Genomic DNA, 13,682 nt, shown 5'->3' on the forward strand with positions numbered 1-13,682 from the left:
GAGCGGTGCGCGCCGAGAGTGCGGCGCGACGATGGGCATGATCCTACGTCCCGTCCCCGTTACAGTCCAGTCGTCTATCTTTCAACGGGTTACGGTCGTTACAGAACGCGACGGAACGGTGACGGAACGATTACACGCCGACGCGCCGGGCCGGCGCGCCGCCGATCTCGCGGGTGATTTTCGCGATGCACTCCTGCAGCGCGGGCACGACATGTTCCTGCAGCCATTCGGGCGGACACTGGTGCGACGCGCCGCCGCAATTCACCGAATAGCGCTGGCCCGACGGGCCGACGAAACCGGCCGCGACGGCATTCAGGCCTTCGCGCCATTCGCCGATCGCGATCGCGTGGCCGTCGCGCATCGCGTCGTCGAGCGCGGGGGTCAGGCGCGCCGACACGTGTGGCCAGTCGTCGCCCGCCGTGGTGCGCAGCGACTCGAGCAGCAGGCGGCGCTCGTCGTCCTCGAGCGCGGCGAGATACGCGCGGCCGACCGCCGTGCGCGCGATGTCCATCCGCGAGCCGATTTCGAGGCGCGTGACGAGCACGGCCGAGCGCGGCCGGATCACGTCGATCGCGACCATGTCGAGCCGGTCGCGCACCGCGAGGTGCACGGACAGCGACGTGCGTTCGGCCAGCTCGATCATGAACGGCCGCGAGCGCGCGCGGATGTCGAAGTTGCGCAGGAAGCCGTGGCTCAGCTCGAGCACCGACGCGGTGAGCACGAAGCGCTCGCTGTCGGGCAACTGGAACAGGAAGCCGGCGCTGACGAGCGTCGCGGTGATGCGCGAGACGGTCGGCTTCGGGATGCCGGTCAATTCGGTCAGTTCGCGGTTGCTGACGGGGGCGTCGGCAGCCGCGATGCGGCGCAGCACGGCGAGGCCGCGGGCGAGGGCGGTGATCTCGTCGGGCGACGATTCACGGTCCCGCGACGCGGGAGAGGTTACAGTTGTCGACACGAGGGATTCTCTCTAATTCCGAAACTCGATTTCAATTTTGTTGGTATTGTAGGACTATTGTCAAAGGATGCATGTTCCGCGGGCGAACCGGTCATTGGATGAAATTTTACGGGTTCACCCTTGGTTTATTAGGAAAACGCTCAAATGAGCGTTGCCAGAAAGTGCATGAACCGGTGCAAATACCGCTTGACTTGTCGGGCGGAAACGGAAAGAATGTCTCACGTTTTCGAAACATCGTTTCAAGAGTTTAACCGGCAACGATGTTTCGCGCAGTCTCTCAGGTTCTAGCACGGCCCTCGGAATGGCTAGAACTTTTTTAGCGCCACGGTCTCCGTGGCGCTTTTTTTTGCCCGTCATTTTGACTGTCCGCCCGGGCACGTCAGGCCCGTATTATCCCCCGATCGCTGGAAACGCCCGTCCGAGCCCGTTCGGCGTGCGCTGGCGCACGCCATGCACACGATTCGCACGCGCAAAAAAAAGCGCGATGCCCGCACTGGGCATCGCGCACAAAACGGCGTGGAGCGCCGACGAATGAACGGTGATGAAAGAAGGGGAGTCCCGGTTAGGGACGCCTGGCCAGCGAGCCCCCTCGTGTGACCCGGTCAGGCCTTCGCGAGCTTGATGCCGGTCTGCTCGGCCGTCAGGTAGCCGACGCTGGCGCCGAAGCGGTCCTTGAAGTTCGCGCGCACGAGCGGATCGAGCGTCGGCTTGACCTTGTCGTGCAGCGGCGATTCCCAGTCGCCCGCGTGCTGGAAGTTGCTCATGATGTAGGTCCAGCCGTTGATCTCGTCGACCGCGTGCAGACCCGTCGACTCCGCGCCCGCCGGGCACGACAGCACGCGCGAGAGCGACTTCGTGTCGACGTTGTACGCCCACAGAAAGTTGTTCACGTGCATGCCCGAGTCTTCGCCGATGAACAGCGTGCGCAGCTTTTCGGAGAACTTCAGGTTGTCCGGGTTCGCGATCTTGTCCGGGTTCGCGAGATTGCCGAGCCCGTCGGCCGCGGCGAGATCCTCGCCGACGAGCGCGGCCGGCGCGCCCATGTCGACCGGCACCCATTCGCTGTCGATCGCGCCGCCCGTCGTGTCGCGCTGGCCGGCCTTCAGGTTCAGCGCGTAGACGGCGCCCGCGGCGATCTTCTTGTCGACCGCGACGTCGCGCGACACCGCATTGCCCTTGACCATCGACGTTTCGATCCGCGACATCGCCGTATAGACGATCTTGTCCTTCGCGTTCACGGTCGTGCCTTCGAGCTTGGTGAAGCCCATGCTGCCGCCGAGCAGCGCCGCGTAGCGGTGCGTCTCGAGGAACGCGGCCGCCTTTTCCATCCCCGGCTTCACGCGCATCCAGTTGAACTTGCCGCCGAAGTGGATCTTCGTGTAGCTCGCGTCGTTCGGGTCGGCGGTCACCAAGTCCATGATGTCCGACGCCTTCAGCGTGTTCGCGAGCGTTTCGATCTCGCTGCTGGTCGCGTGGCCGATCCTGATCCACGTGAGCGTCGCGGTGCCGACGCCGGCCGACGACGTCTGCGTCCATTTCGCGACGTACAGCGTGCCGGCCGACAGGTCGGCCGCCTTGTCGGCGACGAACATGAACAGGCCGCCGTTGGTGGCGTCGTCACCCATCATCACGGTGCGCTGGTCCGGCATCACCTGGATCAGCTCGTGCGAGATGCGGCCGAGGCAGTAGTGCTTCTTCACGCTGCCCGTGCCGTCCGGGTTCACGGTGATCTCGGGCAGGTGGCCGTAGTGGTAGGGGTTCGCCTTCGTCTCGTCGCCGAACGTGTTCTTGCTGAACGCCTTGAACTGCGCGTCGGTGGCAGCCTTCGTCGCGTCCGGCTCGTATTCCTCGCTCGACAGGTGCGTGCCCCACGGCGACAGGCTCGCGCCGCAGGTGATCCACAGCCCGTGCGCCTTCGACGTGTCGACGTTGTGGTACTTCACGACCTTCAGCGCGCCGGTGGCCGGATCCTGGTCGAGCGAGAGCACCGCGATCGGGGACGGCAACTGGCCGTACTGCGATGCGCTCGCCTGGTCGCGCGTCGTGTATTCGAACTGCACGACCGCGAACACCGTGTTGCCCTTCACGCCGGGCACGTTCGCGTTCTTCAGCGTCAGCAGCGAGCTGCCGTCCGGGCAGTCGGAATAGAACTGGCGCTCCTTGCCGGCGACCGAGCGATCGATGATCGGCTGGTTGTTGATGTCGTAGTAGCCGCCCGCGAGCGTCGTGCCGCCCTTGCCGTCCGGCACCATGTCGCCCGTCACGAAGAACGGCCGGTACGCGAGCTTGAAGTTGCGCGACGAACCGTCCGAGAACGACACCGACAGCGTCGAGCCGACCGTCGTCGTGGCCATCGCGGCCGCATTGTCGAGCGTGGGGGCGGCCATCGCCGAGAACGTCGCCGACGTATAGGCAGCGGCGACCGGGGCCGGCGTCGACGCGGGATCGTCGCCGCCGCAACCCGTCAGCAGGGCCGGCAGCGCGAGGCCGGAAAGGGGAAGCATCGGCGCGCCGGCGAGGATCTTCAGGGCCTGACGACGGGAAGCATTGGGCAACGCGGGCATGTGGAGTCCAGTTTCGGTTGTTGGAAGAATGGCCTTCGCGAAGCAGGCGGTCGGCAAGCTTCGCGAAGGCTGATTGAAAACTGGACGGAAGTGTAAGGACGCTAGATGAAAGTTTTTTGAATTGAAACCGTAATGGTGTGCCTGGCGTCCTTCGATGGATCAATCGAGCTCGGGCGTTGCCGTGATGCGATGGATCGACAGGTCGGCGCCGTCGAACTCGGCTTCGCGATCGAGGCGCAGCCCGACGGTCGCTTTCAGCGCGCCATAGACGAGCGTGCCGCCCGCGCTTGCGATCACGATGCCGCCGAGCGTGCCGACGAGCTGCGACAGGAACGACACGCCGCCGAGGCCGCCAAGCGCAGGCAGGCCGAACACGCCAGCCGCGAGGCCGCCGAGCGCGCCGCACATGCCGTGCAGCGGCCACACGCCGAGCACGTCGTCGATGCGCCACTTGTTCTGCACGCAAGTGAACATCGCGACGAACAGCGCACCGGCGGCCGCGCCCGTGACGAGCGCGCCGATCGGATGCATCACGTCGGAGCCCGCGCATACGGCAACGAGGCCCGCGAGCGGCCCGTTGTACGTGAAGCCCGGGTCGTTGCGGCCGGCCATCCACGCGGCGAGCGTGCCGCCGACCATCGCCATCAGCGAGTTCACGGCGACGAGGCCGCTGATCTTGTCGAGCGTCTGCGCGCTCATCACGTTGAAGCCGAACCAGCCGACCGCGAGCACCCATGCGCCGAGCGCGAGGAACGGGATGTTCGACGGCGGGTGCGCGGCGATCCGGCCATCCTTCGCGTAGCGGCCGTGACGCGCGCCGAGCAGCAGCACGGCCGGCAGCGCGACCCAGCCGCCGAACGCATGCACGACGACCGAGCCGGCGAAATCGTGGAACGGCGCACCGAACGCGTGCGTGAGCCACGCCTGCACGCCGAAGCGCTCGTTCCACGCCATCCCTTCGAAGAACGGATAGATGAAGCCGACGATGATCAGCGTCGCGACGAGCTGCGGATTGAACTTCGCGCGCTCGGCGATGCCGCCGGACACGATCGCGGGAATGGCCGCCGCGAAGGTCAGCAGGAAGAAGAAGCGCACGAGCGCGTAGCCGCTGTGCTGCGACAGCGTGCCGATGTCGTCGAAGAACTCGACACCGTATGCGATCGTGTAGCCGATGAAGAAATACGCGAGCGTCGACACCGAGAAGTCGACCAGGATCTTCACGAGCGCGTTGACCTGGTTCTTCTTGCGGACCGTGCCGAGTTCGAGAAATGCGAAGCCCGCGTGCATCGCGAGCACCATGACGGCGCCGATCAACAGGAACAGTGTATCGACGCCGGATTTCAGACCATCCATGCCGTGGCTTCCTTGCGCAAAAAACGGGCAAGGAACGCAAATATCGAGCCAACTTGGTGAACGGCTGCGTGGAATTGGTGCCTCGATACCGCGTGGTGCGGCATTCCGGTGAATCGTGCACGGGTGACGGAGCGGCCGACGACGATTGGTGACCGAACGAGGTGCACGTGTGTGGTGCGGCACGTGCTGAACTGGTGCGTGCGGCGAGCGAGGCGATGCGATGCGGTGCGCCGTGACGCACCGATCTGGCGCGTCAGTGACGGGCGAACAGTGTGGGCGGCCGGCGCAGCCGCCACGCGCGTGCCGACCAGTAGGCGGCGACGGTCGACAGCCCGAGCGCGGCGAACGCGAGGGCCGCGAAGCCGGCGAGCGACTGGCCGTCGCCGTCGGCGCCGAGGATGCCTTCCGCGATGATCAGCGCGGCCGTCCAGAAACCGATCACGGCCTGCGTGAGCAGGCGCGCGGATGCGACGCGGCGCGGGCGCCCGGATTCGGCCAGGCGGGGCGCCGACGGCGCGCGCAGGCACAGGAACAGGGTGGCGGCGAGCAGCGTGGCCAGAACGATGAACCAGTCGACGAGAAAAGCCATAAGAAAAAAGGGACACGTACGAAGCGGATTGAGGCGTGCCCACTTTAGTGGCGTAGCGCCTGCGATTGAATCAGACGAATCCGAAATTGAAAGGCATTTTTAATGGCTGGTCGTCATTTGGCCTGTTCCACAGGCGGTATCATCGACACCGGTCCAACCACAAGGCCGTGCGACGCACGGCCGGAGATTTGCTGATGAACATGAAGACATCGCGGGCGCGTCGCGTGCCCGGGTCCGTACTGGCGGCGGTGGCCGCCGGTGCGCTGCTGTTGCTCGCGGGCTGCGAGAAGTCCGGCGCGCCGGCCACGCAAGCCGATACGGCCGCCAGCGCGGCCGCCGATGCCGCGAACAACGCGGCCAAGGCGCTCGACCAGGTCGCGAGCACCGTCAACCAGCAGATCAACGCCGCGAAGGCCGGCATCGCTTCGGCGGCGTCGGCCGTGCCGCCGCTGTCCGCGAGCGGTCTCGCGTCGGCCGCGCAGGCGCAGATCGACGCGGCCGCTTCCGCGGTCGTCGCGCATGCGGCCTCCGAAGCCGGTGCGAAGATCGCGGAAGCCGGCAAGAAGCTGCAGCAGTGGAGCCAGCAGAACGCGTCGGGCGCCAAGCCCGCGAGCGGGGAATGACGCGGGCTTGCACGATCCACGAAATGTAATTATCATGATTACATATGTCGCCGGTCGCGGTTCGGGCCGGTGTCGCCGAGTGAGTGAGGAATGAATACCAGCAGCCGGTTCGCGTTTGCCGTCCACGTGCTCGCCTTGCTGTCGATGCAGGAAGGCGTGCCGCTGTCGTCGGACATCATCGCGGGCAGCGTGAATACGAATCCGGCGCTGATTCGCCGGTTGCTGTCGATGCTGGCAGCCGCGGGGCTGACCACGTCGCAGCTCGGCGCGGGCGGCGGCGCGTTGCTGGCGCGCGAGCCCGGCGAGATCACGCTGCTCGACGTGTATCGCGCGGTCGACGACGCGCAACTGTTCGCGCTGCATCGCGAGGCACCGAATCCCGCGTGCCTCGTCGGGCGGCACATCCAGGTCGCGCTGACCGGCTATATCGGCGATGCGCAGCGCGCGATGGAGGCATCGCTCGCCACGCGCACGCTCGTCGACGTCACGGCCGACATGCTGGATCTCGAGCGGCGCACGCAACAGGCGGCAGCCGGCAGGTAGCCGGCGGCAGGCAGGGCAGGAAGCCGGATGGCGCGCAGGTGCGGGTGTCCGGTGCAACGGGGGCTTCGCCCCGTTTTTTTCGATCTTATCTGTAATTAACTGTGTTACATATTTTCTGACTGGAGAATCGTCATGACGCAACGTTCGTTGAAAATCGCGCTGTTCGGCGCCACCGGCATGATCGGCTCGCGCATCGCGGCGGAAGCCGTACGACGCGGCCACCGCGTGACCGCGCTGTCGCGCCATCCGGGCGCGGCCGGCGACGGCATCACCGCGCAGGCGGCCGACCTGTTCGACGCGGCCAGCATCGCGGCCGCGCTGCCGGGGCATGACGTGGTCGCGAGCGCGTACGGTCCGAAGCAGGACGATGCGGCGAAGGTCGTCGGGGCCGCGCAGGCGCTGGTCGCCGGCACGCGCCAGGCCGGCCTGAAGCGGCTCGTCGTGGTCGGCGGCGCCGGTTCGCTCGAAGTCGCGCCGGGCAAGCAGCTGGTCGACAGCGAAGGTTTCCCTGACGCGTACAAGGCGGTCGCGCTGGCCCATCGCGACGCGTTCGACTACCTGAAGACGGTCACCGATCTCGACTGGACCTTCCTGGCGCCGGCCGCGCTGATCGCGCCGGGCGAGCGCACGGGCACGTTCCGCACGGGCGTCGGCAAGCTGATCGTGGACGCGCAGGGCAATAGCAAGATCTCGGCGGAAGACTACGCGGTCGCGTTCGTCGACGCGCTCGAGCAGGACAGCTTCGTGCGCGAGATCGCGACGGTCGCGTATTGAGCGGCGTGACGACCGGTGGCGTGTGAGCGCCGGCCGGGGCGTGGCGTACAAGCCGCGGCGCGTAACAAGGTCAGGCGATGCCATCCTCACGGGCGGCGTCGCCTGTTTCGTTTGGCGTGGCGAGCACGTGGCGGATCGGTATTTATACCGGTCGACGCGGCGAAGCCGTTTTCATACTGTTCCCCGTTGTGCAGGATGAATAGAATAAATTTCTATCTACGAGGGACTGGAGAAATGGACGCCATCGATCGCAAGCTGCTGGAACTGCTGCAGGCCGATGCCACATTGCCGATCGCGGAACTGGCGCAGCGCGTGAACCTGTCGCAGACGCCATGCTGGAAGCGCGTGCAGCGGCTCAAGGAGACCGGCGCGATTCGTGCGCAGGTTGCGCTGTGCGATCCGCGCAAGCTCGGCGTCGGCACGACCGTGTTCGTCGCGATCCGCACGAACCAGCACACCGAGGAATGGGCGCAGCGTTTCACGCAGGCCGTGCGCGACATGCCGGAAGTGGTCGAGGTCTACCGGATGAGCGGCGAGACCGATTACCTGCTGCGCGTCGTGGTGGCCGGCATCGACGACTACGATCGGGTCTACAAGCAACTGATTCGCACGGTGCCGCTGTTCGACGTCAGCTCGTCGTTCGCGATGGAGCAGATCAAGTATTCGACCGCGCTGCCCGTGCGCGATCTCGCGGAGCCGGCGTAGCGCGTCGAGGACGCGGCACGGAGGCTGACGGTGTCGCGCGACGGGGCCGCGGTACGGCGTCAGCGGCCGCGTGCCAGTGCGCGTGCGCGTTCGTCGGCGAGCGCGTCGCGGCGCACGAAATCCGCGACGAATGCGTTCGCTGGATGATGGTGCAGCGCGTACGGCGTGTCCCATTGCGCGAGCCGGCCGTCCTTCATCACGCCGATCCGGTCGGCGATCGCGAACGCTTCGGCCTGGTTGTGCGTGACGAGGATCGCGGTGTGGCCCGTGCGTTTCAGGATGTCGCGCAGCTCGAACGCGAGCCGCTCGCGCGTATCGACGTCGAGATTCGAGAACGGCTCGTCGAGCAGCAGCAGCTCCGGGGACGGCGCGAGCGCGCGGGCGAGCGCGACGCGTTGCTGCTGGCCGCCCGACAACTCGTGCGGATAGGCGCCGCCGGAATCGGCGAGGCCGACGAGTTCGAGCATTTCGGCGACACGCAGGCGCCGTTCGATCTTCGGCATGCGCCGCAAACCGAAGGCGACGTTGTCGGCCGCGCTGAGGTGCGGGAACAGCGCATAGTCCTGGAACATCATGCCGATGCGCCGCCGCTCCGGCGGCACCTCGAACGACGGTGCCGCGACGGGCCTGCCGTCCAGCATGATGCGTCCCATGCGAACGGGCTCGAAGCCGGCGATCGCGCGCAGCACGGTCGTCTTGCCGCAGCCCGACGCGCCGAGCAGGCAGCCGATGTCGCCGCGCGGCAGCGCGAGGCTCAGCCCGTCGACCACCGTGCGGCGGCCGTGCGGCGTGTCGTAGGCGATGCAAAGGTCATCGAGTTCAAGCAGGTTCACGGGTTCAGGCTCCGATCTTGTGGCGGGTGCGGGCGAGCAGGATCACGGGCACGAGCCCGGCCAGCACGATCGCGAGCGCGGCGACCGCGCCTTCTTCGTAGGTGCCGCGTGCGGCTTCCGCATACAGCCAGGTCGCGAGCGTGTCGAAGTTCAGCGGACGCAGCAGCAGCGTGGCCGGCAACTCCTTCATCGCGTCGACGAACACCAGCAGCGCGCTCGTCGTGAGCGCGGGCCGCAGCAGCGGCAGGTGGACGCGGCGCAGCGTGCCGCCGGCCGTCTCGCCGAGCGAGCGCGCCGCCTGTTCGAGCGACGGCGGAATGCGCGCGAGACCGGCCTCGATGCTGCCGGCCGGGATCGCGAGAAAGCGCACCGCATAGGCGATCACGAGCGCGGTGACCGAACCCATCAGCAGCAGCCCGTCGCGGCCGAGCGCCGCGCCGAACAGCCGGTCGGCTGCCGCGAACGGAATCAGCAGGCCGATCGCGAGCACGGTGCCCGGTACCGCATAGCCGAGGCTCGCGATCCGCGCGCACAGGCGGGCAGGGCCCGCGCGGGCGCTGTCGCGTTGCGCGCGCGCGGCCCACGCGACGACGAGCCCGCAGGCGAGCGTCGCGGCGGTGGCCGCGGTGGCGATCGTCAGCGTGTTCGTGAGCCCCGTCATCAGTTGCGCGGACACGCCGCCGACGAGATGCAGCCGCTTGCCGGTCTCCACCGCGAGGTACGCGGCCGGTGCGCCGAAACCGAGCAGCACGGGCAGCCAGCCGAACACGGCGGCGCCGAGCGCGGCCGCGCCGGTGAGGCGGCGCGGCGCGATCGGCCGCATGCGCCGGCCATGCGCGTAGCGCTGGCGGCGGCGCCCATGACGTTCGAGCACGATCATGCCGACGACGATCACGAGCATCGCCAGCGCGATCTGCGCGGCACCGGCGAGGTCGGAGCGCGTGATCCACGTCGTGTAGACCGACACGGTCAGCGTCTGCACGCCGAGAAATTCCGACGCGCCGATGTCGTTCAGCGTTTCGAGCAGCGCGAGGCTCACGCCGACCGCGATCGCGGGCCGCGCGAGCGGCACGACGACGCGCCAGAACGTCGCGACGCGTCCCGCGCCGAGCGTGCGCGCGGCCTCGAGCAGGCTCGCGGACTGCGTGACGAACATCGCGCGCGTGCTCAGGTACACATACGGATACAGCACGAAGCCGAGCACGAAGATCGCGCCGGGCAGCGAGCGCAGGTCCGGCAGGCGGAACTGGCGCGGGCTGTCGAAGCCGAGCAGCCAGCGGATCGCGCCCTGGACGGGGCCGATCGGATGCAGCAGGTCGAGATACGCGAATGCGACGATGTAGGTAGGCACCGCGAGCGGCAGCAGCAGCGCCCACGTCAGCATCCGGCGACCGGGAAAATCGTACGCGGTGACGAGCCACGCGCAGCCGGTGCCGACGATCGACACGATCGCGCCGACCCCCGCGAGCAGCAGCAGCGTATTGACGAGCGCCTGCGGCAGCACGAATTCGGCGAGATGACGCCAGTGCGCGAGATCGGCGTCGAACGCGGCGGCCACGAGCACCGCGAGCGGCGCCGCGACCGCCGCGGCGACCGCCAGCGCCGCGAGCAGCCACAGGCTGCCCGCGCGCGGGCGCAGACGCAGCCGGGATGGCGCGCGGTACGCGCCGGACGATGCGGCGTCAGTTGTCAAAGCCGACCTTGTCGACGAGCTGGCTCGCCTGCTTGCGATGCTTCGCGATGTCCGCCAGCGGCAGCGGGTCGACCTTCAGCGCGCCGAAACCCGCGATCACCGGATCGAGCTTCACGTTCGCGCGTACCGGGTATTCGTAGTTCGCCTGCGCGTACAGCGCCTGCGCTTCCGGCGACACGAGGTATTCGAGCAGCTTCACCGCGTTGGCCTTGTGCGGCGCGTGCTTTGCGACCGTCGCGCCGCTGATGTTCACGTGCGTGCCGCCGCTCTTCGCGTTCGCGAACGTCGGGCGTACGACCTTGATCGCGTCGCCCCACTTGCGCGCGTCGCTGCCGGCTTCCGCGTTCTTCATGTGGCCGACGTAGTACGCGTTCGCGAGGCCGACGTCGCAGATGCCGCCGAGGATGTCGCGCGCGACGTCGCGGTCGCCGCCCGTCGCCTTGCGCGCGAGGTTCGCCTTCACGCCGCGCAGCCATTTCTCGGTCGCGGCCTCGCCGTCGTGCGCGATCATCGCCGCGACGAGCGCCGTGTTGTACGGATGCTGGCCCGAGCGGATGCAGACCTTGCCCTTCCATTTCGGATCGGCGAGATCCTCGTAGCGGAATGCGTCGACCTTCAGGTCCTTCTCGACGTACAGCACACGGTCGCGCAGCGACAGCGCGTACCAGTCGCCGTTCGTGCCGCGCAGGTTCGCGGGAATCGCGTCGTCGAGCGCCTTCGAGCGTACTGGCTGCGTGACGCCACCGTCGACCAGGTCGAGCAGGTTGCCGACGTCGACCGTCATCAGCACGTCGGCCGGCGACTGCGCGCCTTCCGCCTTCACGCGCTCGAGCAGGCCGTCCTTCACGAACACAGTGTTGACCTTGACGCCGCTCTGCTTCGTGAAGGCATCGATGAGCGGCTGGATCAGCTTGGGTTCGCGGGTGGTGTACAGGCTCACTTCCTCGGCCGCCTGGGCAAGCGGCGCGAAGGCGGCCGCGGCCAGGGCGAGGGCGCCGGCGAGCGGCAGCAGGCGGGTGCGCGGATTCGACATGGTGACTCCGGTGGGACGGGTGGACGAAGGAAATATTACAAAATGAAAGATTCGGGATTCTAAATCGAAATGGGAACGATTACCAACTGAAAGCGTGCGGAAAGCAGCGGGGGATGGGCGTAACGGCGATCGGAAACGGGACGTCGCAGCGCGGGCGCAAGCGCGTAGAATGCGCGCTTCGATGAATTTGACGGAGACGCACCGACCATGAACGATCAGCGCAAGAAGAACCCTGTTCGCAACGTGAGCATCCTGATCGTCGTGGCCGTGCTCCTCGTGATCGGGACGATCCTGTACAACGCGATTTCGCAGAAGCGGGCGTACGACGAGGCCCATCCGGCCGAGGCCGCGAGCGCGGCATCGCACTGACGTGCCGGTACGCGGGCCGGCCGGGCCGCGCACGCGGCGCATGCGAAGGGGCGCAATCCGCGGCTTCCGGCGCGACGGGCGCCGCGCGGAGCCTTGACGGCAGCGGGCGCCGAACGAGGCGCGCCGCGCATTCGGGTCAGCCGTGCGTCAACGTGACGCAGGGGCGAATTTCGGGCGGATCCGTGCGTAGAACACGGCCGCGAGCAGCGCGAGCCATGCCGCGCCGACATACAGCGCGACACGCGTATCCTCGAACCAGCCGAGCATCACGATCACGAAACCCATGAACGCGATCGTCAGCGCCGGCGCGGCCGGCCACAGCGGCACCTTGAACTTCAGCGCGGCGACTTCCGCGCTCGACAGGCGGCGGCGCATCGCGACCTGCGACAGCAGGATCATCAGCCAGACCCATACGGTCGCGAACGTCGCGATCGCGGCGACCACCAGGAACACGTCCTTCGGCATCAGGTAGTTGAGCAGCACGCCGACGAGCAGCGCGCCGACGAGCAGCGCGCCGGCCATCACGAGCACCGTGACCCACGGCACGCCGTGCCGCGACGTCGTCATCAGCACGCGCGGTGCCTGGCCCTGTCGCGCCATCCCGAACATCATGCGGCCCGCGCCGAAGATGTCGCTGTTGATCGCCGAGATCGCGGCGCTGATCACGACCAGGTTGAGGATCGTGGCAGCCGACTTCACGCCGAGCGCCGAGAAGATCTGCACGAACGGGCTGCCGTCGCTGCCGACGCCCGTCCACGGGCTGATCGACATCAGCACGACCATGGTCAGCACGTAGAACAGCAGGATGCGCGCGGGCACCGCGTTGATCGCGCGCGGAATCACGCGTTCCGGATCCTTCGCCTCGCCGGCGCTCATCCCGATCACCTCGATCCCGCCGTACGCGAAGATCACGACCGACAGCGACGCGACCAGCCCGCCGATGCCGTTCGGCAGGAAGCCGCCGTGGTTCCACAGGTTCGCGAACGTCGGCACGTCGGCCGAATGGCCGAAGTGCATGCCGGACAGCAGGATCGCGACGCCGCCGCCGATCATCGCGACGATCGCGCCGACCTTGATGATCGACAGCCAGAATTCGAGCTCGCCGAACACCTTCACGTGGCACAGGTTCAGCCCGCAGATGATCGCGACGACGCCGAGCACCCAGATCCATTGCGGGACATCCGGAAACCAGAAACCCATGTAGATGCCGAACGCGGTGATGTCGGCGATCGCGACGATCACCATTTCGAGCGTGTAGGTCCAGCCGGTGACGAAACCCGCGAACGGGCCGAGGTTCTCGGTCGCGTAATGGCCGAACGAGCCGGCGACGGGTTCGCGCACGGCCATTTCGCCGAGCGCGCGCATCACCATGTAGACGGCCGCGCCGCCCAGGATGTACGCCAGGATCACGGCCGGGCCCGCGAGCTGGATCGCGGACGCCGAGCCGTAGAACAGGCCCGTGCCGATCGCCGAGCCGAGCGCGAGAAAGCGGATGTGCCGCGCGCTCAGGTGGCGCTGCAAGTTTTTCATCGAGTCTCCGATATCGTTATGCGACGGACCGGGCGAGCGGGGCCGGTCCGATTGGCTCAAGTTGTCTATACAACTTGAATGTGAACGAATGATAACAAGCCGGGCCGGGTGACCGGAA

13 protein-coding genes are annotated in these 13,682 nt (G+C 67.4%); 5 read left to right on the forward strand and 8 right to left on the reverse strand.

What is annotated here, in order from left to right:
- Positions 1-130: 130 nt before the first annotated feature.
- From AC1VVG_RS06090 to AC1VVG_RS06105, 4 genes are all read right to left on the reverse strand, one after another.
- Positions 131-955 (reverse strand): IclR family transcriptional regulator, encoded by an 825-nt coding sequence (locus tag AC1VVG_RS06090; RefSeq protein WP_034186565.1) that lies wholly within the window; start codon positions 953-955, stop codon positions 131-133.
- A gap of 602 nt (positions 956-1,557) precedes the next feature.
- Positions 1,558-3,519, reverse strand: a complete 1,962-nt coding sequence (locus AC1VVG_RS06095) for a PhoX family protein (RefSeq protein WP_482835353.1) — start codon at positions 3,517-3,519, stop codon at positions 1,558-1,560.
- A 159-nt stretch (positions 3,520-3,678) separates the two neighbouring features.
- Positions 3,679-4,872: an ammonium transporter gene (locus AC1VVG_RS06100; protein ID WP_482835354.1), complete on the reverse strand. Its 1,194-nt coding sequence runs from the start codon at positions 4,870-4,872 to the stop codon at positions 3,679-3,681.
- A 253-nt stretch (positions 4,873-5,125) separates the two neighbouring features.
- Complete coding sequence (locus AC1VVG_RS06105; RefSeq protein ID WP_226251705.1) at positions 5,126-5,461, reverse strand: hypothetical protein; 336 nt, start codon at positions 5,459-5,461, stop codon at positions 5,126-5,128.
- 194 nt (positions 5,462-5,655) lie between these two features.
- Here AC1VVG_RS06105 and AC1VVG_RS06110 point away from each other — a divergent pair, with 194 nt between their 5' ends.
- The 4 genes from AC1VVG_RS06110 to AC1VVG_RS06125 all read left to right on the forward strand — a co-directional run bounded on the left by AC1VVG_RS06110 (position 5,656) and on the right by AC1VVG_RS06125 (position 8,106).
- Positions 5,656-6,084 carry a BCAL1086 family glycoprotein gene (locus tag AC1VVG_RS06110; protein WP_034186569.1) on the forward strand — a complete coding sequence of 143 codons (429 nt, stop codon included), beginning with the start codon at positions 5,656-5,658 and terminating at the stop codon, positions 6,082-6,084.
- A gap of 90 nt (positions 6,085-6,174) precedes the next feature.
- Positions 6,175-6,627: an Rrf2 family transcriptional regulator gene (locus AC1VVG_RS06115; protein ID WP_034186570.1), complete on the forward strand. Its 453-nt coding sequence runs from the start codon at positions 6,175-6,177 to the stop codon at positions 6,625-6,627.
- A gap of 132 nt (positions 6,628-6,759) precedes the next feature.
- Positions 6,760-7,401: an NAD(P)-dependent oxidoreductase gene (locus tag AC1VVG_RS06120; protein WP_482835355.1), complete on the forward strand. Its 642-nt coding sequence runs from the start codon at positions 6,760-6,762 to the stop codon at positions 7,399-7,401.
- 234 nt (positions 7,402-7,635) lie between these two features.
- Entirely contained in the window at positions 7,636-8,106 is a 471-nt protein-coding gene (locus tag AC1VVG_RS06125; RefSeq protein WP_006484401.1) for an Lrp/AsnC family transcriptional regulator, read from the forward strand.
- Between the two features lie 59 nt (positions 8,107-8,165).
- On the opposite strand, the gene AC1VVG_RS06130 is transcribed toward AC1VVG_RS06125, so the two are convergent.
- The 3 genes from AC1VVG_RS06130 to AC1VVG_RS06140 are packed head-to-tail and all read right to left on the reverse strand — an operon-like array spanning position 8,166 to position 11,665.
- Positions 8,166-8,939, reverse strand: coding sequence for an ABC transporter ATP-binding protein (locus AC1VVG_RS06130; RefSeq protein ID WP_482835356.1), 774 nt, complete (start codon positions 8,937-8,939; stop codon positions 8,166-8,168).
- 4 nt (positions 8,940-8,943) lie between these two features.
- The gene (locus tag AC1VVG_RS06135; RefSeq protein ID WP_482835357.1) at positions 8,944-10,632 is read right to left on the reverse strand and encodes an ABC transporter permease; all 1,689 of its coding nucleotides are present in this window, start codon (positions 10,630-10,632) and stop codon (positions 8,944-8,946) included.
- Positions 10,622-11,665, reverse strand: coding sequence for a Fe(3+) ABC transporter substrate-binding protein (locus tag AC1VVG_RS06140; RefSeq protein WP_175027841.1), 1,044 nt, complete (start codon positions 11,663-11,665; stop codon positions 10,622-10,624). Before AC1VVG_RS06140 ends, AC1VVG_RS06135 begins: the two co-directional genes overlap by 11 nt.
- A 207-nt stretch (positions 11,666-11,872) precedes the next feature.
- Between AC1VVG_RS06140 and AC1VVG_RS06145 the strand changes: the two genes are divergently transcribed.
- On the forward strand, positions 11,873-12,034 hold the full coding sequence (locus AC1VVG_RS06145; RefSeq protein WP_009688068.1) for a hypothetical protein: 162 nt from the start codon (positions 11,873-11,875) through the stop codon (positions 12,032-12,034).
- A gap of 147 nt (positions 12,035-12,181) precedes the next feature.
- Here the strand turns inward: AC1VVG_RS06145 and AC1VVG_RS06150 are convergent, their stop codons facing one another.
- Positions 12,182-13,564 carry an amino acid permease gene (locus tag AC1VVG_RS06150; protein ID WP_482835358.1) on the reverse strand — a complete coding sequence of 461 codons (1,383 nt, stop codon included), beginning with the start codon at positions 13,562-13,564 and terminating at the stop codon, positions 12,182-12,184.
- Positions 13,565-13,682 lie beyond the last annotated feature (118 nt).

Source organism: Burkholderia sp. L-4, assembly GCF_056856535.1.